22 protein-coding genes are annotated in these 23,105 nt (G+C 49.4%); 9 read left to right on the top strand and 13 right to left on the bottom strand.

Going from position 1 to position 23,105, the window contains the following annotated elements:
• Positions 1-7 precede the first annotated feature (7 nt).
• Positions 8-1,375: an adenylosuccinate lyase gene (gene purB, locus RGU75_RS04015; protein WP_322233232.1), complete on the bottom strand. Its 1,368-nt coding sequence runs from the start codon at positions 1,373-1,375 to the stop codon at positions 8-10.
• A gap of 304 nt (positions 1,376-1,679) precedes the next feature.
• On the opposite strand from purB, the gene RGU75_RS04010 reads away from it, so the two are divergent.
• Positions 1,680-2,288, top strand: a complete 609-nt coding sequence (locus RGU75_RS04010) for a glutathione S-transferase N-terminal domain-containing protein (protein ID WP_322233230.1) — start codon at positions 1,680-1,682, stop codon at positions 2,286-2,288.
• A 64-nt stretch (positions 2,289-2,352) separates the two neighbouring features.
• Here RGU75_RS04010 and RGU75_RS04005 read toward each other — a convergent pair whose 3' ends face one another.
• On the bottom strand, positions 2,353-3,183 hold the full coding sequence (locus tag RGU75_RS04005; RefSeq protein WP_322233229.1) for a helix-turn-helix transcriptional regulator: 831 nt from the start codon (positions 3,181-3,183) through the stop codon (positions 2,353-2,355).
• A gap of 314 nt (positions 3,184-3,497) precedes the next feature.
• Between RGU75_RS04005 and RGU75_RS04000 the strand changes: the two genes are divergently transcribed.
• A complete protein-coding gene (locus tag RGU75_RS04000; protein ID WP_322233227.1) occupies positions 3,498-4,730 on the top strand; it encodes an MFS transporter in 1,233 nt (410 codons plus the stop codon).
• Positions 4,731-4,938: 208 nt separating this feature from the next.
• On the opposite strand, the gene RGU75_RS03995 is transcribed toward RGU75_RS04000, so the two are convergent.
• From RGU75_RS03995 to RGU75_RS03950, 10 genes are all read right to left on the bottom strand, one after another.
• On the bottom strand, positions 4,939-5,487 hold the full coding sequence (locus RGU75_RS03995; protein ID WP_322233225.1) for a peroxiredoxin: 549 nt from the start codon (positions 5,485-5,487) through the stop codon (positions 4,939-4,941).
• Between the two features lie 93 nt (positions 5,488-5,580).
• Positions 5,581-5,907, bottom strand: coding sequence for a hypothetical protein (locus RGU75_RS03990; RefSeq protein WP_322233223.1), 327 nt, complete (start codon positions 5,905-5,907; stop codon positions 5,581-5,583).
• Between the two features lie 215 nt (positions 5,908-6,122).
• Complete coding sequence (locus RGU75_RS03985; RefSeq protein WP_322233221.1) at positions 6,123-7,064, bottom strand: carbohydrate kinase family protein; 942 nt, start codon at positions 7,062-7,064, stop codon at positions 6,123-6,125.
• Positions 7,065-7,193: 129 nt separating this feature from the next.
• On the bottom strand, positions 7,194-8,681 hold the full coding sequence (locus RGU75_RS03980; protein ID WP_322233219.1) for a DUF3426 domain-containing protein: 1,488 nt from the start codon (positions 8,679-8,681) through the stop codon (positions 7,194-7,196).
• A gap of 2 nt (positions 8,682-8,683) precedes the next feature.
• Positions 8,684-9,619 (bottom strand): 50S ribosomal protein L11 methyltransferase, encoded by a 936-nt coding sequence (prmA, locus tag RGU75_RS03975; RefSeq protein WP_322233217.1) that lies wholly within the window; start codon positions 9,617-9,619, stop codon positions 8,684-8,686.
• An 8-nt stretch (positions 9,620-9,627) separates the two neighbouring features.
• On the bottom strand, positions 9,628-10,998 hold the full coding sequence (accC, locus tag RGU75_RS03970) for an acetyl-CoA carboxylase biotin carboxylase subunit (RefSeq protein WP_322233215.1): 1,371 nt from the start codon (positions 10,996-10,998) through the stop codon (positions 9,628-9,630).
• Between the two features lie 194 nt (positions 10,999-11,192).
• Positions 11,193-11,642, bottom strand: a complete 450-nt coding sequence (gene accB, locus RGU75_RS03965; RefSeq protein ID WP_322233213.1) for an acetyl-CoA carboxylase biotin carboxyl carrier protein — start codon at positions 11,640-11,642, stop codon at positions 11,193-11,195.
• A gap of 116 nt (positions 11,643-11,758) precedes the next feature.
• Positions 11,759-12,196 carry a type II 3-dehydroquinate dehydratase gene (gene aroQ / locus RGU75_RS03960; RefSeq protein WP_322233211.1) on the bottom strand — a complete coding sequence of 146 codons (438 nt, stop codon included), beginning with the start codon at positions 12,194-12,196 and terminating at the stop codon, positions 11,759-11,761.
• Between the two features lie 166 nt (positions 12,197-12,362).
• Positions 12,363-12,890: a TlpA disulfide reductase family protein gene (locus tag RGU75_RS03955; RefSeq protein ID WP_322233209.1), complete on the bottom strand. Its 528-nt coding sequence runs from the start codon at positions 12,888-12,890 to the stop codon at positions 12,363-12,365.
• Positions 12,887-13,606: a hypothetical protein gene (locus RGU75_RS03950; protein WP_322233207.1), complete on the bottom strand. Its 720-nt coding sequence runs from the start codon at positions 13,604-13,606 to the stop codon at positions 12,887-12,889. Before RGU75_RS03950 ends, RGU75_RS03955 begins: the two co-directional genes overlap by 4 nt.
• Positions 13,607-13,780: 174 nt before the next feature.
• Here RGU75_RS03950 and mpl point away from each other — a divergent pair, with 174 nt between their 5' ends.
• From mpl to mtgA, 7 genes are all read left to right on the top strand, one after another.
• Entirely contained in the window at positions 13,781-15,277 is a 1,497-nt protein-coding gene (gene mpl / locus RGU75_RS03945; protein ID WP_322233205.1) for a UDP-N-acetylmuramate:L-alanyl-gamma-D-glutamyl-meso-diaminopimelate ligase, read from the top strand.
• On the top strand, positions 15,274-15,867 hold the full coding sequence (locus RGU75_RS03940) for a YqiA/YcfP family alpha/beta fold hydrolase (protein WP_322233204.1): 594 nt from the start codon (positions 15,274-15,276) through the stop codon (positions 15,865-15,867). The genes mpl and RGU75_RS03940 overlap by 4 nt, the downstream gene beginning before the upstream one ends.
• Entirely contained in the window at positions 15,867-16,436 is a 570-nt protein-coding gene (locus RGU75_RS03935) for a chorismate--pyruvate lyase family protein (RefSeq protein WP_322233202.1), read from the top strand. The genes RGU75_RS03940 and RGU75_RS03935 overlap by 1 nt, the downstream gene beginning before the upstream one ends.
• 295 nt (positions 16,437-16,731) lie before the next feature.
• Positions 16,732-18,900 carry a ribonuclease catalytic domain-containing protein gene (locus tag RGU75_RS03930; RefSeq protein WP_322233200.1) on the top strand — a complete coding sequence of 723 codons (2,169 nt, stop codon included), beginning with the start codon at positions 16,732-16,734 and terminating at the stop codon, positions 18,898-18,900.
• Between the two features lie 34 nt (positions 18,901-18,934).
• Entirely contained in the window at positions 18,935-19,834 is a 900-nt protein-coding gene (locus RGU75_RS03925; protein WP_322240214.1) for an energy transducer TonB, read from the top strand.
• Positions 19,835-20,106: 272 nt separating this feature from the next.
• The gene (gene aroE, locus RGU75_RS03920) at positions 20,107-20,931 is read left to right on the top strand and encodes a shikimate dehydrogenase (protein WP_322240212.1); all 825 of its coding nucleotides are present in this window, start codon (positions 20,107-20,109) and stop codon (positions 20,929-20,931) included.
• A gap of 18 nt (positions 20,932-20,949) precedes the next feature.
• Positions 20,950-21,645 carry a monofunctional biosynthetic peptidoglycan transglycosylase gene (mtgA, locus tag RGU75_RS03915; RefSeq protein ID WP_322240210.1) on the top strand — a complete coding sequence of 232 codons (696 nt, stop codon included), beginning with the start codon at positions 20,950-20,952 and terminating at the stop codon, positions 21,643-21,645.
• Positions 21,646-21,764: 119 nt separating this feature from the next.
• Here the strand turns inward: mtgA and hemL are convergent, their stop codons facing one another.
• Positions 21,765-23,057 carry a glutamate-1-semialdehyde 2,1-aminomutase gene (gene hemL, locus RGU75_RS03910; protein ID WP_322233198.1) on the bottom strand — a complete coding sequence of 431 codons (1,293 nt, stop codon included), beginning with the start codon at positions 23,055-23,057 and terminating at the stop codon, positions 21,765-21,767.
• Positions 23,058-23,105 lie beyond the last annotated feature (48 nt).

Below are 23,105 nucleotides of genomic sequence, written 5' to 3'. Positions count from 1 at the left end.
GTTTCTATTAAATCTTCTTCGCAAGTTCAGCTGCATAGCCGATGTAATTTGCTGGCGTCATTGCCAGCAAAAGATCTTTTGCTTCTTGCGGAATGGCCAGTGTCAAAATGAACGTCCGCAATGCGTCTTTGGAAATGCCTTTGCCACGGGTTAGTTCCTTTAATTGCTCGTAGGGATTTTCGATACCATAGCGACGCATCACGGTTTGGACCGGTTCTGCCAATACTTCCCACGTTGCATCAAGGTCTTCCGCCAGGCGGGATGGATTGACTTCCAGCTTGTTCAGGCCGCGCAAGCAACTGTCATAAGCCAGCAGCGAATAGCCAAGTCCGACACCGATATTGCGCAGCACGGTGGAGTCGGTCAAGTCACGCTGCCAGCGCGAGACCGGCAATTTTTCCGACATGTGTTTGAGTACAGCGTTGGCCATACCCAGATTGCCTTCGGAGTTTTCAAAGTCAATAGGATTGACCTTATGCGGCATTGTCGACGAGCCGATTTCACCAGCCTTAAGGCGCTGCTTGAAATAACCAAGGGCAACATAGCCCCAAATATCGCGATTCAGGTCGAGCAATATCGTGTTGGTGCGGGCAACCGCATCAAACAGTTCCGCCATGTAATCGTGTGGCTCAATTTGAATTGTGTAGGGGTTGTAAATCAGGCCGAGGCGTTGTTCAATCACATTTTTCGAGAATGCTTCCCAATCAAATGTTGGGTAGGCAGAAAGGTGGGCGTTGTAGTTGCCGACTGCACCATTCATTTTGCCCAGTATTTCCACATCAGCTATACGCTTGGCGGCACGCTGAAGGCGGGCGACGACGTTTGCCATTTCCTTGCCAAGCGTTGTCGGACTTGCCGGTTGACCATGCGTGCGCGACAGCATCGGTAGTTCGGCGTTCTCGTGCGCCATTGCGGTGAGCTTGGCGATTAATTGTTGTAGCGATGGCAGCAAAACAGTGTCTCGCGCTGCCTTCAACATCATACCGTGGGAGGTATTATTAATGTCTTCTGAGGTGCAGGCAAAATGGATGAATTCCGATGCTGCGACGAGTTCGGGCACGTCCTTGACTTGCTCTTTAAGCCAGTATTCCACTGCTTTTACGTCGTGGTTGGTGACTGCTTCTATTTCTTTAATTCTCGCGGCGTCTGACTCAGTAAATTCAGCGGCTATCCTATCCAACTGTGCGTTTGCGATTGCCGAAAACGGTTTGATTTCGGTAAAACCAGCGTTAGATAGAGCTTGCAACCACGATATTTCTACTTTGACACGGTGGTGCATGAAGCCGGACTCAGACAAGATCGGGCGCAGTTTGTCGGTTTTTGCGGCATAACGACCGTCTAGCGGAGACAAGGCAGAAAGTGCGGTAAGGGGCATGGTAGTGAAGATCAGAAAGTGTGAATCAAAGCGCCGAGAATTTCTTTGGCGAAACTATTGTATTGGTGTCAATTGAGCGAGCACCATCGCTATTGCGTGTTCTGTACGATGTTACTGCGATGCGCGTGATCCGGAAGTCTAGGATAACCAACAACTTCTGCATTGCCGCAGGCACGACCAGAGTCGAATTTTACCATTTGCGAGGGTGATGATCTGTTGTTTTGCATGTCGGCCAGTGATGGGAGTTGCCGAAAATGATAAACCCCGAGTTATAATCGGGGCCAATTATTTCTATAAGTAGCATATGAAGCTGATCGGATCTCTAGGTAGTCCCTACGTGCGTAAAGTCCGCGTTGTCATGGCGGAAAAAAAACTCGACTATACTTTTGTCCTGGAGGACGTCTGGTCTGATAACACCGCGATTCAGATATCCAACCCACTGGGCAAGGTACCGTGCCTGGTGATGGAAGATGGCGGCGCGATGTTTGACTCACATGTGATTGTTGAATATCTCGACACCCTGACCCCGGTCGGTAAATTGATTCCGGTGAACACTCGCGAGCGTGCTGAAGTTAAATGCTGGGAAGCATTAGCCGACGGTGTGTCGGATGCGGCAATCTTAATGCGGCTGGAGCGCTTGCAACGTCCCGTCGAACATCAAAGTGAAGCGTGGGTTGCGCGTCAGCGCAGCAAGGTTGATGCGGGATTGAAAGCGATGGCGGCCGGTTTGGGCGAGAAGCCATTTTGTTCAGGTAATCATTACACGCTGGCGGACGTTGCTGTCGGTTGCGCACTGGCCTGGATCAGCTTTAGATTTCCTGAAATCGAATGGCGCGAGACTTATCCTACGCTTGCGAAGTTGGTTGATAAAGTATCAGAGCGTCCATCTTTTAAAGATACTGCGCCACAATAATTACACCATAGCTCAGTGATTGTGCAGTAAAGGCGCAGCAAAAAGCTGAGTAAAAGTATTTCGACTACTCATTCGGATGGTTAATCTTAGTGGGTAGCTGACTTTTTTTAGTCGTGAAAAAAGTCGATGGTGACTCTCCAAACGTCTTCTTGAACATTGCAGAAAATGCGGATTGGCTAGCGTAGCCCAATTCGGCAGCGACCAAAGAGAGTGGCATGCCACGGGTGATCATCGGTGCTGCGTGCGCAAGCCTGATTTGCTGCCTCCATTGTCCAAATGTCATTCCTAAATCGCGCTCAAATAAACGCGCTAACGTTCTTTCAGATGCGCCCACCCGTTGTGCCCAATCACCAAGTGTCATCGCAGAACCTGGATCGTTAAGCAACGCCTTGCATAGCGTCACCAGGCGTTTTTCGGTCGGTAACGCGACACGAATCGCTTGTGTCTCTGCGAGCGTCAGTTCGTTCAAAATAAGTTGGCTTAGAAGCGATTCACGCACGCTCTCCTTGTCAGCATCGACTAACGTTAATGCAGCGATCAATTCACGCAACAGCGAGGAAACTTCCACAACGATGCATTGATCACCCTGAAATGGTGTGGCGCTGGTATGGATATATAGTGCACGCAACTGTGCTTTCTCGATGGTCTTGATTTCATGTACGACTTGCGGAGGAATCCAGATTGCACGAAGCGGCGGTACGATCCACGTGCTGTTGCCGACTGAAACACGAAGCGTGCCTTCAGGCGCATATGTGACTTGACCCCAAGCGTGCATATGCGGGTGCAATACCGCAGATGCGGCAAGATCGCGTGCTCGCATCCGAACAGGGTGACGTTGATCCGGCACCGAATCTCTAAGGTCTGTCTCGGTATGAGTCAGTATTGGAATTGGCATGATGGTGGCAATCGGTATGAGCGAATGGCAGAAATACGATAGAAGATGACATTTTATCTTAAAACAGTCGCCGTGTTTTTGCTTACACTGCAGTGAGTAGCGGTGTAATCTGTTCGCTTTAAAAGTGATTTTCGCCTGATACCAGAGTTGTTAAGCCCGGCCATCCAAAAGTTATCAGGGAGAAAATTAGCGTAACAAGATCAGGATTAAGTCAAAGTCAGCAAATGTTGAGGCAAGTTGCTGGCACCGTCGGCCCTAAGCCTTATTGAGCTTATGCCTTCCACCATCAGTTTTTATACTTTTTTCTACTCGCCATGCAAACAGCTATCAATCAATTACCCGTTTCGCAGAAAGAGCAAAGTTCGGAAAAAACCGGCTTTCGCGTTCTAGGCGCGATCAGTTTTGCCCATTTTTTGAATGACATGATTCAGTCGCTGATTCTGGCGATTTATCCGTTGTTAAAGGCTAACTTTAGCCTCAGTTTTGCTGAAATCGGGCTTATTACCTTAACCTATCAGATTACTGCCTCGATTTTGCAACCAGTGGTTGGTCTCTACACTGACAAGCATCCAAAGCCGTATTCGTTGGCGGCAGGAATGTGTTTCACGCTGGTCGGGTTGGTAACGTTGGCAATGGCACCAAGTTTTGGGGTGTTATTGGTCGCAGCGGCGCTGGTCGGTACTGGATCATCTATCTTTCATCCAGAGTCATCGCGTGTAGCGCGTATGGCGTCAGGTGGGCGGCACGGTCTGGCGCAATCAATATTTCAGGTCGGCGGCAATGCGGGTAGCTCGATGGGACCGTTGCTGGCCGCATGGATTATTATTCCACACGGACAAACCAGCATTGCCTGGTTTTCGTTGGCGGCGTTGTTAGCCATTGCAGTGTTATGGCAAATTGGCAACTGGTACAAACAACAGGGGCGGATAAAAAAGAGCGCCAAAGCACATCAGGTCTTCGTTGCTTTACCACGCAAAAAAGTACTATTTTCAATTGGTATTTTGCTGCTACTCATTTTTTCTAAGTATTTTTACATGGCTAGTTTGAGCAGCTATTTTACTTTTTACCTGATTGATAAATTTCATTTGTCAGTGCAGTCGGCGCAAGTGCATCTGTTCATATTTTTGTTTGCGGTTGCGGCTGGCACAATGCTGGGCGGTCCAATCGGCGACCGCGTCGGGCGCAAGTTGGTGATTTGGGTATCGATATTAGGCGTTGCGCCTTTTACGCTGATGTTGCCCTATGCTAATTTGTTCTGGACCGGCATTTTGACGGTTGTGATTGGCTTAATTCTGGCTTCTGCGTTCTCAGCCATTTTGGTATTCGCTCAGGAGTTGGTGCCGGGCAAAGTTGGTACTGTGTCTGGTTTATTCTTTGGATTTGCGTTCGGCATGGGAGGGATTGGCGCGGCAGCTTTGGGTAAATTAGCCGATATGACCGATATTCACTTTGTTTATCAGGTGTGTTCGTTCCTCCCTTTGATTGGGTTATTCGCGGCTTTTCTACCTAATCTTGATGCGCACAGACAAAAAGCGGTGGCTAGCTAAAAAGCTAACCGCTCAAGGTGGCGCGACAGCAGGATGTCAACAGTAATAATTGGCATGAGAAGCAAGATTATTGTCAATTTACGACTGTCGATAGCCACACCTGAAGCTATTACCTTTATGCAGATTTGGAAGCTAGAAATATAAAAGCGCGCTTACTCATCGTAAGCGCGCTTTTTTGTATGCTTTAGCAACAATACTCAACGTTAAATTATTTTTTATTGTTCGTGACCCATTGCTGCAATGCCTGCATTGTATTTTCAACGTGCTTTTCAGGGCTCAAGCTGCTGTATTCGTAAATAATATTGCCATTCGGGGCAATAACATAAGATACGCGATCGGCATAACTGGTCTTGGATAGCAGAACTGAGTCGTATGACTTCATGATGCTTTGGGTAGTATCGGCTGCAACAGCAAATTTACTACGACATTCGCTGAGAGAAAATTTATTGAGTGTGTCAATATTGTCGTTGGAAACACCGATTACAGTCGCGCCGAGAGCCTTGTATTTATCGGTTGCATCAGCAAACAAGTGGGCTTCAATCGTGCAGCCTTTAGTGAATGCCGCGGGATAAAAATACAATACGACCGGCCCCTTTTTCAGCTCATTGGCTAAAGAATAAGTAAAGACCTTGCCACCCAAAGATGCATCGGTGGTGAAGTTGGGCGCTTTTTCGCCAACTTTCAGTGCTGCCAGCGCAGACACGATTACAGTCGCGCTCACCACAAGTCCAGCTAGTGCGGCAATCCATCGTCTCATGTCAATTCCTTTAGAGATAACCATTAAAAGTATTGGTTATCATGCGGCCTTAACGTTGCTTTGTCGACTGGATTTTGATTGCTGCGGAGACTCTTAGCGTCCGCCGCCCCAATGACCGCCTCCGCCACGTCCACCTCCACCGCGCCCGCCGTGACCCCATCCGCCGCCGCGACCACCATGCCAACCGTTACCCCAGCGATACGGGCTGTACCCAAAGTTAGAGTATCCGAACCCTAACGATACTGCTGGTGCTGCGTAAACGGGGCCCCCGCCGACATAGGCGCCATCTACCGCACCATAAGGCGTATAGCCACCGCCATAACCGTAGCCGGAGTTTCCATAACCGTCATAAGGGACGGCAACACAGCCAGCGAGTAGCAGCATTGCGCCCACGGCGCCTAATAAAAGAATTTTTTTCATGATCCCTGCTTCCTTGTCGTGATGCAATATTGGACGCGGAACGACAGGTGAAGTTCATAAGCGGCTTTTATTGATCTTAACAATGAAAAAAATGCAATGAACCACGATAAGGGGCGAAATATTCTGATCTTCGCTTAAATAGTAGCTATTTAAGCGCAATTTAGCTTCGGGTTATGAGCGCCCTCATGATTTCCGGTTAAACTTTGATTATCATTTTACAATTGGTAACCAAATGCCTTTTGAAAACGATCATCGATTTCTGCGCGAGTTGGAGCATGATTTTGCGGTCCTTGCTCCGCGATTTTTATACTACCCATTAAATTGGACAGTCGCGTAATCGTAGGCCAGTCCATACCCGTTGTAAGTCCGTATAATATTCCGGCGCGGAAAGCATCGCCGCATCCGGTCGGATCTAGCAAGCGTTCAGCCTCCACGCAAGGAATCGTGACTTTGTTGCCACCGGTAAAGACATCCGCTCCTAACTCGCCACGTGTCACCACCAGCGCAGTTACTTGATCAGCAATTTGTGACAGCGACAGACCTGTCCGTGAAGTCAGTAATTCAGCCTCGTAATCATTGACCGCAATGTAGGTTGCCCAATCAATAAAACGCCGCAACTCCGCGCCGTCAAACATGGGCATACCTTGGCCTGGATCAAAGATCAGCGGAATGCCATGTGATACCGCATGCTCAGCATGTTGCAGCATCCCGTCACGACCATCCGGTGCGACGATGGCGTATTTGATAGCGCTACGCGTGCTTAAATCAGCCATGGTCACTTCGTGTGAGTGCGTCATTGCGCCTGGGTGGAAAGCGGTAATCTGGTTGTTATTTGCATCCGTGGTGATAAAGCATTGTGCGGTGTAGATGGAGTCGATGGTGCGAATGCCGGCACATGAAATATCCAACTGTTTCAACCGTTCCAGATAGGGGGCCGCATCATTGCCAACGGTCGCCATGATCAATGGTTCGCCACCCAGCAATTTTAAATTGTAAGCAATATTGCCAGCGCACCCGCCGAAATCCCGGCGCATGGTGGGTACTAAAAAGGACACGTTTATTTTATGCAATTGATCCGGCAGAAGGGCATCCGCAAAGCGGCCCGGATATTGCATGATGACGTCGTAAGCTAATGAACCGGAGATGAGGGATGTCATAGGTGGTTTTCAGAATAAGGAGAAATCGGTTGGAATGTGGTTGTAAATCAGTTCGGTAATCAGTTTAGCAATAATGCCGAAAATAGATCAGAATACCCACTTTAAAATTTGGTAGTTGACGCGCAGAAACTATGGGTAAAAGAGGTAAACCCGATATCCGGATGGCTTTAACTGTAACAGTTCAAACGTCAATTTGACGGGATGTTCGGTGTTACGGCGGAATCCATCTGCTGTATCCGCCACGGTCGTTAGATAGTCGCTTGGCGCAAAGACACGTCGCGCTATCGCTTTTTCGCTAGCGTCATTCAATGTCAGTTCGACTGTTGGCCAAGCTTGCGCCGTGCTGCTGCGATTACGCATCAGCAATGTTAAGGCAAACAGATTACGCGCAGGCGCGATTAATTGCAGTTCATTAGATTCGATCGATATATCGTCGATGCTGGTTGGTAAGTTTATCTGGCATCCAAATTTGCCGCATGCGCTCTGCAGTAATGGTTTGAGCATGGGGACACTTGCCGCGAGTTGATCCCGATAGCGATAACCCGTTTGTCCAATCAAGCCAACGGTCAGGATCACACTAGCGATCCACATGAAGGTCCGAACCACGCCGCCGACACGCTGTTTGCGTTTTGCTTGCTGCATAAATCGCGGTTCTGCTAGGACATCGTGCATGCCTTGGTCGGCCTGGCGCGGGTTTTCTTGACTGGTTTCATTGCTGCGGCCCTTGAAAGTAACGTCTACGCCACTCTCAATGGTTGGCTCTGGCGGATTCTTCTTTTTTCCATTCCAGTGCCTATTTTGCAGCTCGTCAATCAGTCGATCAAGCTCTTCATCTTCAGCAGTATCTGTGCCGTCCGGCAAGAATACGTTTTCAGCATGAGGCGAATTGCCAGAGGCTACCTGAAATAAGGTCATCCGCTGCAACGGGTCTTCCTCGTCGACCGGACTATTTATTCCACTTAGATCTGGTTCGTTGGTCTGAAGACGATGCCACACATCTGGTAATTTTATGCTGCTAGTCGCAGAAGTTGTATGCTGAACGTCAACCCCAACTTGTGGGGTCGCTTCGCCTGGCGCTTCTACTTCGGTTGGCTTAACGTCCTGATCTGAAGATGGCGCAAACGTTGGCTCAAACGGATGGCCTTCCACGCCCTCTGTGAATGCGAGAGGTTTAGTTGGCGGAGAGTATAGCGTTGACGAAAGCGCCGAGGACAGATATTCAGAAGTCGACGACGGCGGTTGTGCTGAATCAGGTAAATAAACTGGACGACGTTCCAGCGGCCCAAACCACTTACTGTTGGCGATGGCAGTGGAAGAGGTTTTTGTCAGTACTATTTCTGGAGCAATTGGCGCAGGTGCTGAAAATGTGGTGCGATCTGGAAAAGCTGTTGAGGCCTGAAATGCAGGCGTCGTTTGAGACGGATCGCTATGGTCTTTAGCTGTTAGGCTTATAGGGATTTCGGTCGGCGCTGAATGGTCTGGCCTTACCAAGTGTTCGATGCCATTGAACACTTCACGGCAGGAGCCGCATCGGACCAACCCTGCGCGCAATTTCAATTGATCATTAGCGACCCGAAAGGTGGTCTGACAATGGGGGCATCGCGTCGCCAGCGCCATAATTACCTAGGTAATCCAGCTGACACTGTCGGTAAAGTGCCCGACAATGCAACCCAGCCATCCTGCTCGCGCCAGACCGTCAGCTCTATCCACGGTGCATAAGCCGCAATGACGTCCTGTGCTTGCTCTGCTAAAACGCCTGACAACGTGAGGCTGCCGCCAAGTGCAATGCGCGCGCACAACATCGCAGACATCAGCTGTAACGGACCTGACAAAATGTTTGCCACGACGATGTCGAATGTCTCTTGTCCTGCGCGTTTCACGAAATCATCTGGCAAATAATAATTAATATCACAGTGATTACGGGCGCTATTGTCGCTCGCGGACACGATCGCCTGGGGATCAATGTCCACCCCAATGACGCTCGCTGCGCCGAGTTTTTTAGCTACCATCGCCAAAATACCTGAGCCGCATCCGTAATCGAGTACAGACTCCACCTTTTGTTCGCCAAGATGGGTTTCTAGCCACTCCATGCACAAACGTGTGGTCGGATGGCTGCCGGTGCCGAATGCGAGGCCGGGATCCAGTTCCAGGATCAGTCCATTTGCGTCAGGCGCATCGTGCCAGCTTGGCACGACCCAAATATTTTTACCGATATGAATGGGAGCAAACTGTGACTGCGTTAACCGTACCCAGTCTTGCTCGCCAACCGAGCGCAACGTGTATTCCGGTGCTGATTGCAAGCCGCACGCTAATGCGGCGGCGGTGACAATGGCGTCATGATCAACGTCGACGTCACTCAACGCGACAACACGGCTCCGCTCCCATGCTGCTTCTTCCGGTTCCATGCCCGGTTCGCCGAACAAAGGTTGTTCGGCTGCCGTGCCTTCGTCCGCGTCTTCCACTGAGACCGATAATGCGCCAGCTTCCATCAATGCGTCTGACAACGCTTCAGCGTGACTGCGCGCTACTTCTATAACAATTTCGGTCCAGCTCATGTGCAGCCTTACTTCTTTTCAGGTTTAGGTAAATCCGGTCTTTCGGCCAGTTTATGTTCCAGATAGTGGATGTTGGTACCGCCTTCAATAAAGCGCGCATCGATCATTAACTCACGATGCAGTGGAATATTGGTGCTAATACCTTCGACTACCATCTCGGAGAGCGCAATTTGCATGCGCTTGATCGCTTGTTCGCGGGTAGTGCCGTATGAGATCACCTTGCCGATCATTGAATCATAGTGTGGCGGTACGTAATAGCCAGCGTATGCATGCGAGTCAACCCGAATTCCAGGGCCGCCCGGGACATGCCACGTGAGGATTTTACCCGGCGATGGCGTGAACTTGAACGCATCTTCGGCGTTGATGCGACATTCTATCGAATGACCGGTCAGATGAATATCGCGTTGGCGATACCGCAATTTTTCGCCTGCAGCGATATGAATTTGCTCTTGAACGATGTCAACACCGGTAATCATTTCGGTGATCGGATGTTCAACCTGGACGCGTGTATTCATTTCGATGAAATAGAACTCACCGTTTTCATACAAAAATTCAAACGTCCCAGCGCCGCGATAATCCATCTTGCGACAGGCTTCGGCACAACGATCGCCAATTTTTTCAACGACTTTGCGCGGGATGCCCGGTGCTGGTGCTTCTTCAATCACTTTTTGGTGGCGGCGTTGCATGGAGCAGTCGCGCTCACCGAGCCAAATGGCATTCTTATACTGATCGGCCAAAATCTGAATTTCCACGTGACGCGGATTTTCCAGATATTTTTCCATATAGACTTCTGGATTGCCGAAAGCTGCGCCAGCTTCAGTTTTTGTCATCGTGACGGCATTAGCCAATGCTGCTTCCGTATGGACAACACGCATACCGCGTCCGCCACCACCGCCTGATGCTTTAATAATGACCGGATAACCGACTTTACGAGCAATCTTAATTACTTCTTTCGGATCGTCTGGCAGTGCGCCTTCTGAACCTGGAACGCATGGCACGCCAGCACGGATCATTGCTTGTTTGGCGGAGACTTTATCGCCCATCAAGCGGATATTTGCTGGCCGCGGTCCAATAAAGACAAAACCGGATTGTTCAACACGTTCAGCAAAATCGGCATTTTCGGATAGGAAACCGTAGCCGGGATGAATTGCTTCAGCATCAGTTACTTCTGCCGCGCTAATAATCGCTGGCATATTTAGATAACTAAGACTTGAGGGTGCGGGGCCGATACAAACTGATTCATCTGCCAACTTCACATATTTGGCGTCGCGGTCAGCTTCTGAGTGGACCACCACGGTTTTGATGCCCATTTCGCGGCATGCGCGCTGGATTCGCAAAGCAATTTCGCCGCGATTGGCGATGAGAATTTTTTCAAACATAGTAAATGGTATTCCGTGGCTAGTATTTAAGCGTTAATTCGAACGATATCAAGCGTTCGGGCGGCAGATGCGTGAAAGGCGTACGACGACACTTCTGAGAAGAGCCGCTGTCTACATAAATACGCCGGTATCATGCTCAATGCCGTCCGCAAGTTTATTCGGTTCTCCCGAATAAACTCTCCGTTGGCGCGAACTTAACCGATGATAAACAAAGGTTGACCGAATTCTACCGGTTGGCCATTTTCCACCAGAATTTTTTTCACCACACCAGAAACGTCGGCTTCGATTTCATTCAGCAGCTTCATCGCTTCAATGATGCACAACGTTTCGCCTTCCTTGATTTCCGAGCCGACCTCTACAAATACTCCCGCGCCTGGAGCTGACGAACGATAAAACGTGCCGACCATAGGTGATTTGACGATGTGACCTTCTGGGACCGCAGGGACTTCTACCGCTGGCGCGCTGACTGGTGCCGCCATTTGCGCCTGGTACGGTTGTTGAGCAACTTGCGGTTGCATCATCACGACCTGATTGTGCGATGACTTAACAATACGTACTTTGCTTTCACCCTCGGTGACTTCCAGCTCTTCGATATCCGATTCAGCGACTAGGTCGATTAACGTTTTAAGTTTTCTCAAATCCATAATGCAATCCTTCAGTGTATGTTTTAAGAATAAAAAGTGTTAACGAATGAATTACTGCCATTCTTGTTTTTTAGTAGGCAGAACCATCCGTTTGGTACGAATTAATGTTTGTAAGCCTAAAGTTGATCGATTGCGAACGAAATCGCGATGCGATAACCCTCTACGCCCAACCCGCAGATGACGCCAACGGCAATGCCTGATAGATAAGAGTGATGCCTAAACTCTTCTCGTTGGTGAATATTGGAAATATGCATTTCCACAAAGCGTATTGCCACGCCAGATAATGCATCTCTCAATGCAACACTGGTGTGTGTCAGTCCACCGGGGTTGATAACAATAGCATCTACCCCTTCAGCTTTTGCGGCATGGATACGATCAATCAGCGCACCTTCGTGGTTGCTCTGAAAATGCGCCAGGCGAACACCAGCATCGGCTGCTTGAGCCTGCGCTGCGAGCACAATATCTGCTAGCGTAGTTGATCCGTAGACTTCTGGCTCACGCGTGCCCAACAAATTCAGGTTAGGACCATTGAGGAGAAGTAAATTTTTTGCCATGGAGATCGTGCTTCGTTTGACGACGTTGGGCGCATTTTGCCGTTAAATGACTTTAACTGGCAAGCGGAATTTTGTTATGGTTCGATTGGGTTTATTTTTTCGCGTCCATAAATCCCAATTATCTCAGCGCAGACGATAGTTATTTTAATTGCTAATAATCAACTATTTAGTGCTGCAATAATGACAAATCTTTGCGTAATTCATCAAATTTAATGCTTCCAAGGTAAGTCTTTTTTACCTGCCCGTCAGCGCCGATCAATACGGTAAATGGCAATCCGCCAGCGGCATTACCAAATTGTCGCAAGAGAGATGTGCCGTCTGTTCCTGCAACATATAAAGGATAGGTAATTTTATATTTCTCAGCAAACTTAGCGATCGCCTCTTGTGAGTCAATACCGACGCCAATCACATGAATATCTTTTTTAACAAGTTCAGTGCGTAATGCATTCAATTCTGGCATTTCTTCGACGCAAGGGCCGCACCAGGTCGCCCAAAAATTCACTATGAGCGGTTTCCCTTTCCATTGGGATAACGGCGTTTGCTTACCGCTAGTGTCTGCCATCGATTGAGCGAATAGATTAGCAACAGCCGGCGCTTGAGGAGGAGATGGTGTCAGTCGTTGAAGATTGAAATAGACGCCGATAGCGCAAAATAGGATCGCAATCGGTATATATAGGAACAATTTTTTTTTCATTCGGTATCGTTTGTCTTTGAAAGTGTGGCTCTTACTTGCTCTGTAGTAATGCCAATTTGTTGTTCAAGCAACAAGCGTGCTGCAACCAGATCCAGTCGGTCGCTGCGCGATAAGTGTGTTCGGCTCGGCCTGATACTACCGCGTAAGGCGTTACTTTCATATAGCGCTAAGTGTATACTCTCGTTTTTATAGGCAAAATGAAGAATTTCAGCTGGATCGTTACCCGTATGATGGCGATGGCGTTTTTCGGTCTGGTTATCGCTCTCCAGGTCGGACACAGTGAATTGCACATTTTTATTAAGCAGGTAAATTTCCACATCTTTAGGACTATCAACGAATAACTGTAAATGGATATCAGAGTGTTCGCCAGCGGTGCCATTGCACACTGCCCCGGTCAAATAAGGGCAAAAGGCCGAAAGTTCAGACATTACCTCAATCGCAATTTTTCTTAAATGCAATAGCCTGACGGGCTGGGTCTCAGCCAAGAACAATGCATTATATGAACGCACTTCCTCTTCTATCTGACTATTATTTGGTATGAAATCACTATCAATTCGCCTATTGCCCAGTAACTGTTGCGCGGCTTTTCGCTTGGCGCTAGCGTAATCTGCCCCATCCTCTGCAATCAAACGTGCCGCGGCGACGGCAATTTCTGATCTTAGTTGATGCGATGGATTAAATTCAGAGGATTTTTTGTAAGCCATAGCAATCATCATAATGTTATTCGCTACTGATTTCTTGCTAGACCTCATTTGCGGTCGCCAAGAAATAGCGGTGTAAACAAGCGTCACTTAAGCATAATTGATAAATACGCGTTCGACTTTTAGCGGCGGCGCTGGCGTGTCAGGTAAAATTCACTATTCTTCTTTTACGAATGTTGACACTTTAGAATGCACATCCATATCCTGGGTATTTGTGGCACCTTTATGGGCGGTTTGGCCGTTCTCGCAAAACAAGCCGGACATAAAGTCACAGGCTGCGATGCGAACGTCTATCCCCCAATGAGTACGCAACTCGAAGCGCAAGGGATACAGTTAATTCAGGGCTTTGGGGCCGAGCAGACCGCACTGACACCGGATTTGTTCGTGATAGGCAACGTCGTCTCCCGTGGCAATCCTTTAATGGAAGAGATTCTTAATCGCGGTTTACCTTACACTTCTGGCCCCCAATGGATCGGTGAGCACATCCTGGCCGACAAATGGGTACTGGCCGTTGCCGGTACGCATGGCAAAACCACCACCTCGGCAATGCTCGCGTGGATATTGGAAGATGCTGGTTACAATCCGGGCTTTTTGATTGGTGGCGTGCCGATGAATTTTGGTATTTCGGCGCGATTATCGGGTAACGGGATCGAGACGTCTGCGTCTCCTTTTTTTGTGATCGAAGCAGATGAATACGATACGGCTTTCTTCGATAAGCGTAGTAAGTTCGTGCATTACCACGCAAAGACTGCAATTCTGAATAATCTCGAATACGATCATGCCGACATTTTCCCCGATCTTGCCGCGATAGAGACGCAGTTTCACCACTTGGTGCGCACCGTGCCTGGAATAGGTCGATTAGTTGTCAACGCGCGCGAACCCGCTTTGCAGCGCGTATTGACGCGTGGCTGTTGGAGCGAGCAAGAGTTATTCGGGATTGACTCACAAGCCGCCCAACATAACCCGACGCAGCTGGGCTGGTCCTTGACCACTCATACGGATGGCAACTTTGACGTGATTTTCAACGGCGATCACCAAGGAACCGTGGTGTGGTCGCTGACTGGCGAGCATAACCGCATGAATGCGATCGCGGCGATTGCTGCAGCGCGCCATGTTGGCGTACCAACCGTTCAGGCTATCAAGGCACTCGGACGGTTTGAGAACGTGAAGCGCCGGATGGAATTGCGCGGCATCGTCAATCAGATTGCTGTGTATGACGATTTTGCGCATCACCCGACGGCGATTACCACCACCATTGCAGGTTTACGTAAAAAAATCGGTAATGCCCGCATTTTGGCTGTATTGGAGCCGCGTTCCAATACGATGAAACTTGGGGCGATGAAAGAGACTTTGCCTGAAAGTTTGATTGATGCCGATCTGGTGTTTGGTTATGGCGCCAAAGGTGATGGCAAAGAAGCGCTCGGATGGGATCTCGGTCAGGCCTTGGCTCCGTTAGGCAATAAGGCGCAAGCTTTCGACGTGCTGGATCGATTGATCGGCGCGGTTGCGCAGGCCGCACACCCGGGCGATCAGATATTGGTGATGAGCAATGGCGGATTTGGCGGTGTTCATCAAAAAATCCTGGATGCGTTGGCAAATCCGGGTACACACTCTTTGCCAGAGTCAGCGCCACATTCTGGCAATGCATCGGCCACGGCGTCAGTGATCATTCCAGCGCGATCATGATCCTTTACTTGCACGGCTTTCGCTCATCGCCCTCGTCATTTAAGGCGCGTTTTCTGGCTGAGCGACTACAAAGTTTAGGACTGCAAGACAAGTATATCTGTCCGCAATTACCAGCCTCACCGCAGGCTGCGATCCAACTCGCGCAGGCTTGTATCGCGCACGTCAACCCAGGCGATCTGACGGTAATCGGTTCTTCACTTGGCGGTTTTTATGCAACGTGGCTGGCCGAACAGACCGGTTGTCGGGCGGTATTGCTCAATCCTGCGGTAAAGCCGCCGCGCGATCTGGAAAAATATGTGGGTATGCATACGCAGTATCACTCTGACGCACCTTTTGAATTCAAGCGCGAATATATTGCTGAACTTGAAGTGCTTGTTTCGGCGAAAATTACGCTGCCGTCACGCTATTTCCTTGTTGCAGCCACCGGCGACGAGGTTCTCGATTGGCACGAAATGGTTGATCACTATCCATTGACGAAGCAATTGATTATCAATGGAGGTGATCACGGTCTCAGCGACTTTGCGGATTATGCCGATGCCATACTGACGTTTTGCGGAGTAGACGTTCCTCCTTTGCCGAGTGATCGCTGATGGCGCGCTCGCCGAGTTTTGCGCATTGGCATGATCATCCAAATGGTGTTCACCCAACGGCGTCGATGCGCGACTGGTTGATTGATCGCGCGTCGCTGACCTATAAGTTAATGGCAAACAGCACGCAATTTCGAGTGCAGCGTTTGCATCAGCATCGTGCAATGTGTCTTGCTGACGAATGCGCTGCAATTTTGTTGCCTCAGCGGCAAGTGGTGCAAGAGCGGGATGTATTGCTAATCTGCGATGGTCATCCTGTGGTGTTAGGTCATACTGTCTTGTCATTGGGCGCGACAACTGCAGAGTGGCCCTTTTTCGGCACATTGGGTGAGCGCTCATTAGGCACCACACTGTTTGGCGATCCTCTTGTGGCGCGGGGACAATTGCAATATGCCCGTTTGTATGGTGGTCATCCCTTGGTCCGTCGGATGTGCGCGGCGACTGGTTTGGCAACACTGCCGACTCCGCTATTTGCGCGGCGTTCGACGTTTCGTCGTAAAGGCGGCGTGATGCTGGTGACCGAAGTGTTTTTTCCGGAAATCAAATTTTTACGTAATGTTTTAACGGGTTAGTTTAATGAATACGGCGTTATTTTATTGATCATCACCTTTTTTTAGAGTGATAAAAGTTGTTCTTTGCCGTTATCGATTGAAAACAGATACGGGATTTACGCAAGACGGGTGCGGCAGCATGTCACTATGTGCTGTCGATGATGTGCCGATGTTATAGCAAACCTAATGCGCCATCTTGCGTCAGTCCTAATTGTCAGTCCTAATTATTATTAAATGTAGGCGGTATCAAATAGTAAAGTAGTTATCACCGCAATATTCAGAATCCATAATTAAAGTAATTAATGAATCGTAATCAATGAATCTATTTTTTGAAGAGTCCGGCGACTTTAAAGCAGGGTCTGTTTTGTCACAGCAGGGCGAGGCTTATCAGGTCGAACTGCCTACTGGAAAGCGCAGCAAAATTAAGTCAAAAGACGTATTGATACAGTTTGGCGCCCCGACGCCGCAACAATTGCTCGATGACGCAAAACATATCGCACAAGAAGTTGATGTTGATTTTCTATGGGAAGTTGCCGGTCAGGAAGAGTTTGGTTTTGCAGAGCTGGGTGCCGAGTATTTTGGTCACGCTCCAATACCGTCTGAAGCCGCCGGATTGTTGATTTGCCTACATTCGGCACCGATATATTTTTATAAAAAGGGCCGTGGGCGCTATAAGGCCGCACCCGAAGCGTCGCTTAAAGCCGCGCAGGCTGGCGTCGAAAAAAAGCGACAGCAAGCGCTGATACAAGCTAAGTATGTCGAACAATTGATCGCAAATCAGTTGCCAGATGCAATGAAGCCGTTGGCTCTGCAGCTGTTATTTAAACCAGATAAAAACAGTATTGAATACAAGGCGCTTGATGCCGCTTGCGTTTCCTTGCAAACCACACCGCAGCGTCTAATGCTGGCGGTTGGCGGTATTGCATCGCCAAAGGATCTGCATTTTTCCAAGTTTCTGTTTGAGTTTTTCCCGAAAGGGGTGGGGTTTCCAGAAATTCCGGTGCCAACTATTACGACTGCGGCAACCTTGCCTTTGGCTGACGTCCGTGCATTTTCTATCGATGACGTAACAACCACTGAAATCGACGATGCGCTCTCAGTTGTGACATTGCCGGATGGTAATGTACGGATCGGTATCCATATCGCCGCGCCCGGACTGGCGATCAAACGTGATGACGCCATCGATGCGCTCGCGCGTCATCGCATGTCAACGGTCTACATGCCCGGCGACAAAATAACCATGTTGCCCGATTCGTTGGTCGAAGCGTTCTCCTTGGATGAGGGAAAGAACTGTCCGGCGTTGTCGTTATACGCAACGCTGGACCCGCAAGACTGGCGCTTGATCAGCACCGAAACTAAAGCCGAATTGGTGCCGATCTCCGCTAATTTACGCCACAACACGCTCGATATGCTGGTGACCGAAGAGAACTTGGCGAGCGGTGAAGGCGACTATCCCCATAAAGCGGATATTGCCATTTTGTGGCAATGGATTTCTGTACTCGAACAAGGTCGGATGGCGAAGCGAGAAAATTTCGGCCTCCGTCCCGAACAAAATAATCGCGTTGACTTCAATTTTTATGTTGATGACGACGTTGTCACGATTGCGCGTCGCAAACGTGGTGCACCACTCGACAAAATCGTTGCTGAACTGATGATTTTTGCCAATAGTACTTGGGGAAAATTGATGAACGACCACGGTGTGCCGGGAATTTATCGTGCACAGGGCGGCGGCAGTGGTGGTTGGGCGACAAAAATGCAGGTGCGCATGGTAACCCACGCCGCGCCTCATCAGGGATTGGGCGTCGACCAATATGCATGGAGTACTTCACCGTTGCGTCGTTATACCGATCTTGTGAATCAATGGCAGATTTTGGCGTGCGTTGAGAGTGGCGTCACGGCGCCACTGGTGGCGCCATTCAAACCGCGCGATGCAGACTTGTTCGCGATTGTTTCGGCTTTCGATGCAACCTACGCGGGTTACGGTGATTTTCAGTCAACGATGGAACGCTATTGGTGTCTTCGTTGGCTGGGCCAGGAACAGGTGAAGCAGGTTGAAGCGGTTGTGTTGAAGGACGAAATTTTACGTCTGATTGATATACCTTTAGTAATCAAGTTACCTGGTATGCCACAAGTTGCACGGGGCGCGTCGGTAAAACTTGATTTGATTCGTTGGGACGAAATCGATTTGAGTATCGAGGTACGATTGCTGGAAGTGTTGACGCCGCCCGCGACCACGGCACAGGGCGATCCAAATGATGCCTCGGATGATGATGAAATGGTGGACGAACTTAATGCGGCCATGGATTTGCCGAACGAGCATTCGGGAATAGAAAAAGAGGGTGAGGGAACCGCGGAGGACGGTAATATCAATAGTATTGATGACCGTGAAGTTACAGATGTCGCGGTCAATGGTGTCGATGCGGAAACTGATGCCAAAGCAGATGTGGTTGCGGGCAGCGCTGCTTCAACCGACATGAAGCCTTAAGCTTTTGACGACCGGACGCCCAATCTTGCTGCGCGTGAAACCATTTTCTCAAAATCTGGTTTTATATATCGCCATCGCTATTTCGGTTTTAGTGCACGGGGCGCTGCTGGCCGTTCGCTTTACGCTGCCAGCATCGGCTAAGGTCAGGCCAACTGATCCAGCACTAGAAGTGATTCTCGTGAACGCCAAAACGCAGAGTGCGCCGGTGAAAGCGGAGGCGTTGGCGCAAGCAAATCTGGATGGAGGTGGTAACGCCGACGCTGGTCGTGCCAAGTCGCCGTTACCGGATATGCTGAAAACAGAAGATGGCGACAGCCTCAACACCGCCGATCACCGGATCGCGGCGCTAGAGAAAAAGCAGCAGCAAATGTTGTCACAGATGCAGAGCGCGGCATTGTTTTCGGTTCCGGAAACGACATCTCAGGATAGCCGTACAGATGCCGTGCCGACAGAGGATGGTAATGAGCTTACGCCGGATACCAAAGCACTGCGTCGCGAACAGGCCGAAATTGCCAAGAGTATCGAAGACTATAACAAGCGGCCGCGGAAAACTGTGATAACGCCCAGTACGCGTGGCGTGCGGTACGCGATGTATTACAAAGCTTTTGCGGACAGAGTGGAGCGCTTGGGAACGTTGAATTTTCCTCGTAAAAATGGGAGAAAATTGTACGGTAAATTAGTAGTGTCGGTCCCGATCTTTCAGGACGGGAGTATTTATACAAAAGACGGCGGCCTGGAAGTGGAGAGAAGTTCGAACGTTCCTGGCCTTGATGCCGCCGCGCTGAAAATAATCGAAAGAGCAGCGCCGTTTAACCGTTTTCCGCATAATATGCGCTCTGGCACTGCGGATGAAGTGTGGGAAGTGATTGTAACCTTGGATTTTTCTCGCGAAGGTCAACTTGAGACCAAATTGCGGAGTGTTGATAATCATTAAGCAAAGCTGTCGTCGCTTCTTTTGGGCAAGTATGGGTGAATGTGAATCTATAAGATTGGTTTTTCATATCCGGCGATCTTTGTCTTGTTTGTATCAATATAAATATTAATAAAAAATTTTCATAAAGCTTTCAATATCAGTCTTTATCGATAGAACATCGATGTGTGGTGTTCCAAAAAATAACATAAAAAATTGCCAACATTATGTCTGCACCTGCTTCAAACTCATGCGATTTATCAAACGCAATATTAGCTTCCGTGCAATCTTCTTCCATGCCAGATCGCTATGTCGTCATTGGCAATCCGATAGCGCATAGCAAGTCCCCCGATATTCATGCGCGTTTTGCTGCTGAAACCGGACAGTCTATCGACTATGCGCGCTTGCTTGCGCCGCTGGATGGTTTTGCGAATGCGGTACGGGAATTTATCTTGCAAGGCGGTAAAGGCGCGAATGTTACCGTGCCATTTAAACTTGCTGCCTACGCATTGGCAACAACGTTGACCGCACGCGCCGAAGCCGCAGGGGCAGTCAACACCCTCGCTTTCAGAGATGAACAGATAATTGGCGATAATACCGACGGTATCGGTTTGGTGACAGATATCGTGCGTAATGCAGGGTCGCCAATCGCTGGAAAGCGCGTCTTGTTATTGGGAGCTGGTGGTGCGGCGCGTGGGGCGCTATTGCCACTATTGCTGGCGCGTCCAGCGCAACTGGTTTTGGCTAACCGGACAGTGGCTAAAGCGCAAGAATTAGTGGACCAGTTTGCACAAAAATTTCCTCAGGAAAATACCATCATTGCTTGCGGGTTTGCGGATGTGCATGGTCCGTTTGACTTGATCATCAACGCGACGTCTGCCAGTTTACAAGCCGACGTGCCGCCAATCTCAGCAAACGTTTTTGGACCGCAGACCTTGGCCTATGACATGATGTATGGCAAACAAGCTACCGTGTTTATGCAGTTTGCCAGTGCCCATGGTGCAACGGTGCGCGATGGTTTAGGAATGTTGGTGGAGCAAGCGGCAGAGTCGTTTTTTGTTTGGCGCTCCGTCCGACCGAACACTAGCGACGTGTTTGCCGCATTGCGTGCGCAGCTTTAATTCTGACGGGAAATAATGATGAAATCTGTCAGTAAACTGGTGTGGCGTTTGTTCCTGATTGTCATTGTCGCAATATTAGCGTTGCAACTTTATTTTTTCGTTCAAATTTGGTGGTGGGTCGATCACAACCCTAGTTCCACCAGCTTCATGCGACATCAATTGTCAGTCCTGCGCGAAACGAATCCGACTGTTCAGTTGCAATACACATGGGTACCGTATAACCGTATTTCGACTAACTTAAAGCGTGCCATCATTGCTTCGGAAGATGCTAATTTTTCAGAGCATGAAGGAATTGACTGGGATGCACTGGAAAAAGCGTACGCGCGAAATAATAAAAAAGGCAAAATCATGCTTGGTGGTTCAACCATCACCCAGCAATTAGCCAAAAATCTCTTTTTATCGGGGGAGCGCAGTTATATTCGCAAAGGTCAGGAATTCGTTATCACGTACATGCTTGAATTTCTCATGGATAAAGAGCGGATTTACGAGATCTATCTGAACGTTGTGGAATGGGGAAGCGGCGTCTACGGCGCTGAAGCAGCAGCCCAACATTATTACCGTTCATCAGCGGCTAATCTTGGTGCTAGTCAGGCTGCGCGGTTGGCGGTCATGCTGCCACGTCCGCGTTTTTATGACAAAAATCGCGGATCAGCTTATTTGTCGAGGCGCACTGGTTTGATTTTGCGGCGCATGGGATCGGCCGAGTTGCCGTAAGCAGCCAATAAAATATTGGCTTTATAAAAATAAAACCGCTGGTAAAGCAACGTGCTTTACCAGCGGTTTTATTGTTAGTCCATCACACTTTAGCGGTATTGGATGACTAGTCGGATAATTTACGAGGTTGCGCGTAACTTTGCAAAAGCCCCACACGCCGCCTCAAGCGTCGCCTCTATCACTGCATCATCATGTTGTGCGGACACGAAGCCAGCCTCAAAGGCAGACGGTGCCAAATACACGCCCGCATCCAGCATTGCATGGAAAAATACGTTGAACTGCTCTTTATCGGTAGCCATCATTTCAGCAAAAGTATTCGGTACTTTTTCTGAGAAGTAGAGACCGAACATGCCACCGATAGCGTCAGCACAAAAAGCAACTCCGGCGTCAGCCGCAGCTTTAGTCAGGCCTTGTGTCAGCCTCAGGGTTTGCGCGCTGAGGTGTTGGTAGAAACCAGGCTCCTGAATCAACTTCAGTGTCGTCATGCCGGCTGCGACTGCGACTGGATTGCCGGATAGTGTACCGGCTTGGTAGACGCCGCCGAGTGGTGCCATGTGCTGCATCAGGTCAGCGCGACCGCCGAATGCGGCCACCGGCAAGCCGCCACCAATGACTTTGCCGAGCGCGGTAATATCCGGGACAACCTGATACAACGCTTGCGCACCGCCAAGTGCCACGCGGAAGCCACACATGACTTCATCAAAAATGAGCACAGCACCATATTTTGTACACAAACTACGCATAGCTTGTAAGAATTCCGGCGTGGCGCGAATCAAATTCATGTTGCCAGCAACCGGTTCGACGATCACACAGGCGATTTCGTCACCCATGTTTACAAACGCTTCTTCCAGCTGGGAAACATTATTGTAGTCAAGTACCAGTGTGTGCTTGACGAAATCGGCTGGAACGCCAGACGAAGTAGGGTTGCCAAAGGTTAGCAAACCACTACCAGCTTTAACCAGTAACGAGTCAGCATGACCGTGATAGCAACCTTCAAACTTGACGATTTTGTCGCGTCCGGTGGCACCGCGTGCCAGGCGCAGGGCGCTCATGGTGGCTTCTGTGCCGCTCGAAACCAGACGCAGTTGCTCAATTGATGGCATCAGTTTGCAGATTTCTTCGGCAATCAGGATTTCGCCTTCGGTTGGCGCTCCAAAGCTTAGTCCGCGGGCGGCGGCGTCCTGAACTGCTTTAACCACGGTTGGATGAGCGTGACCAACGATCGCGGGACCCCACGACCCAATGTAATCAATGTAGCGACGATCATCCGCATCCCAGAAATAAGGTCCTTCAGCACGCGTGATAAAACGTGGTGTCCCGCCTACCGAGCGAAAAGCGCGCACTGGCGAATTAACACCGCCAGGAGTCGTTAATTGCGCACGGGAAAATAGCGTATCGTTATTGGATGTCATGTCGTAAGGATCATTAGAATAGGGTGCGCGCCCTTCATATTAAGGGCA

Source organism: Glaciimonas sp. CA11.2, from assembly GCF_034314045.1.
Classification (GTDB): Bacteria; Pseudomonadota; Gammaproteobacteria; order Burkholderiales; family Burkholderiaceae_D; genus Glaciimonas.
Note: the sequence above shows the minus strand (reverse complement) of the source record. Positions and strands in the feature narration are given on the sequence as shown.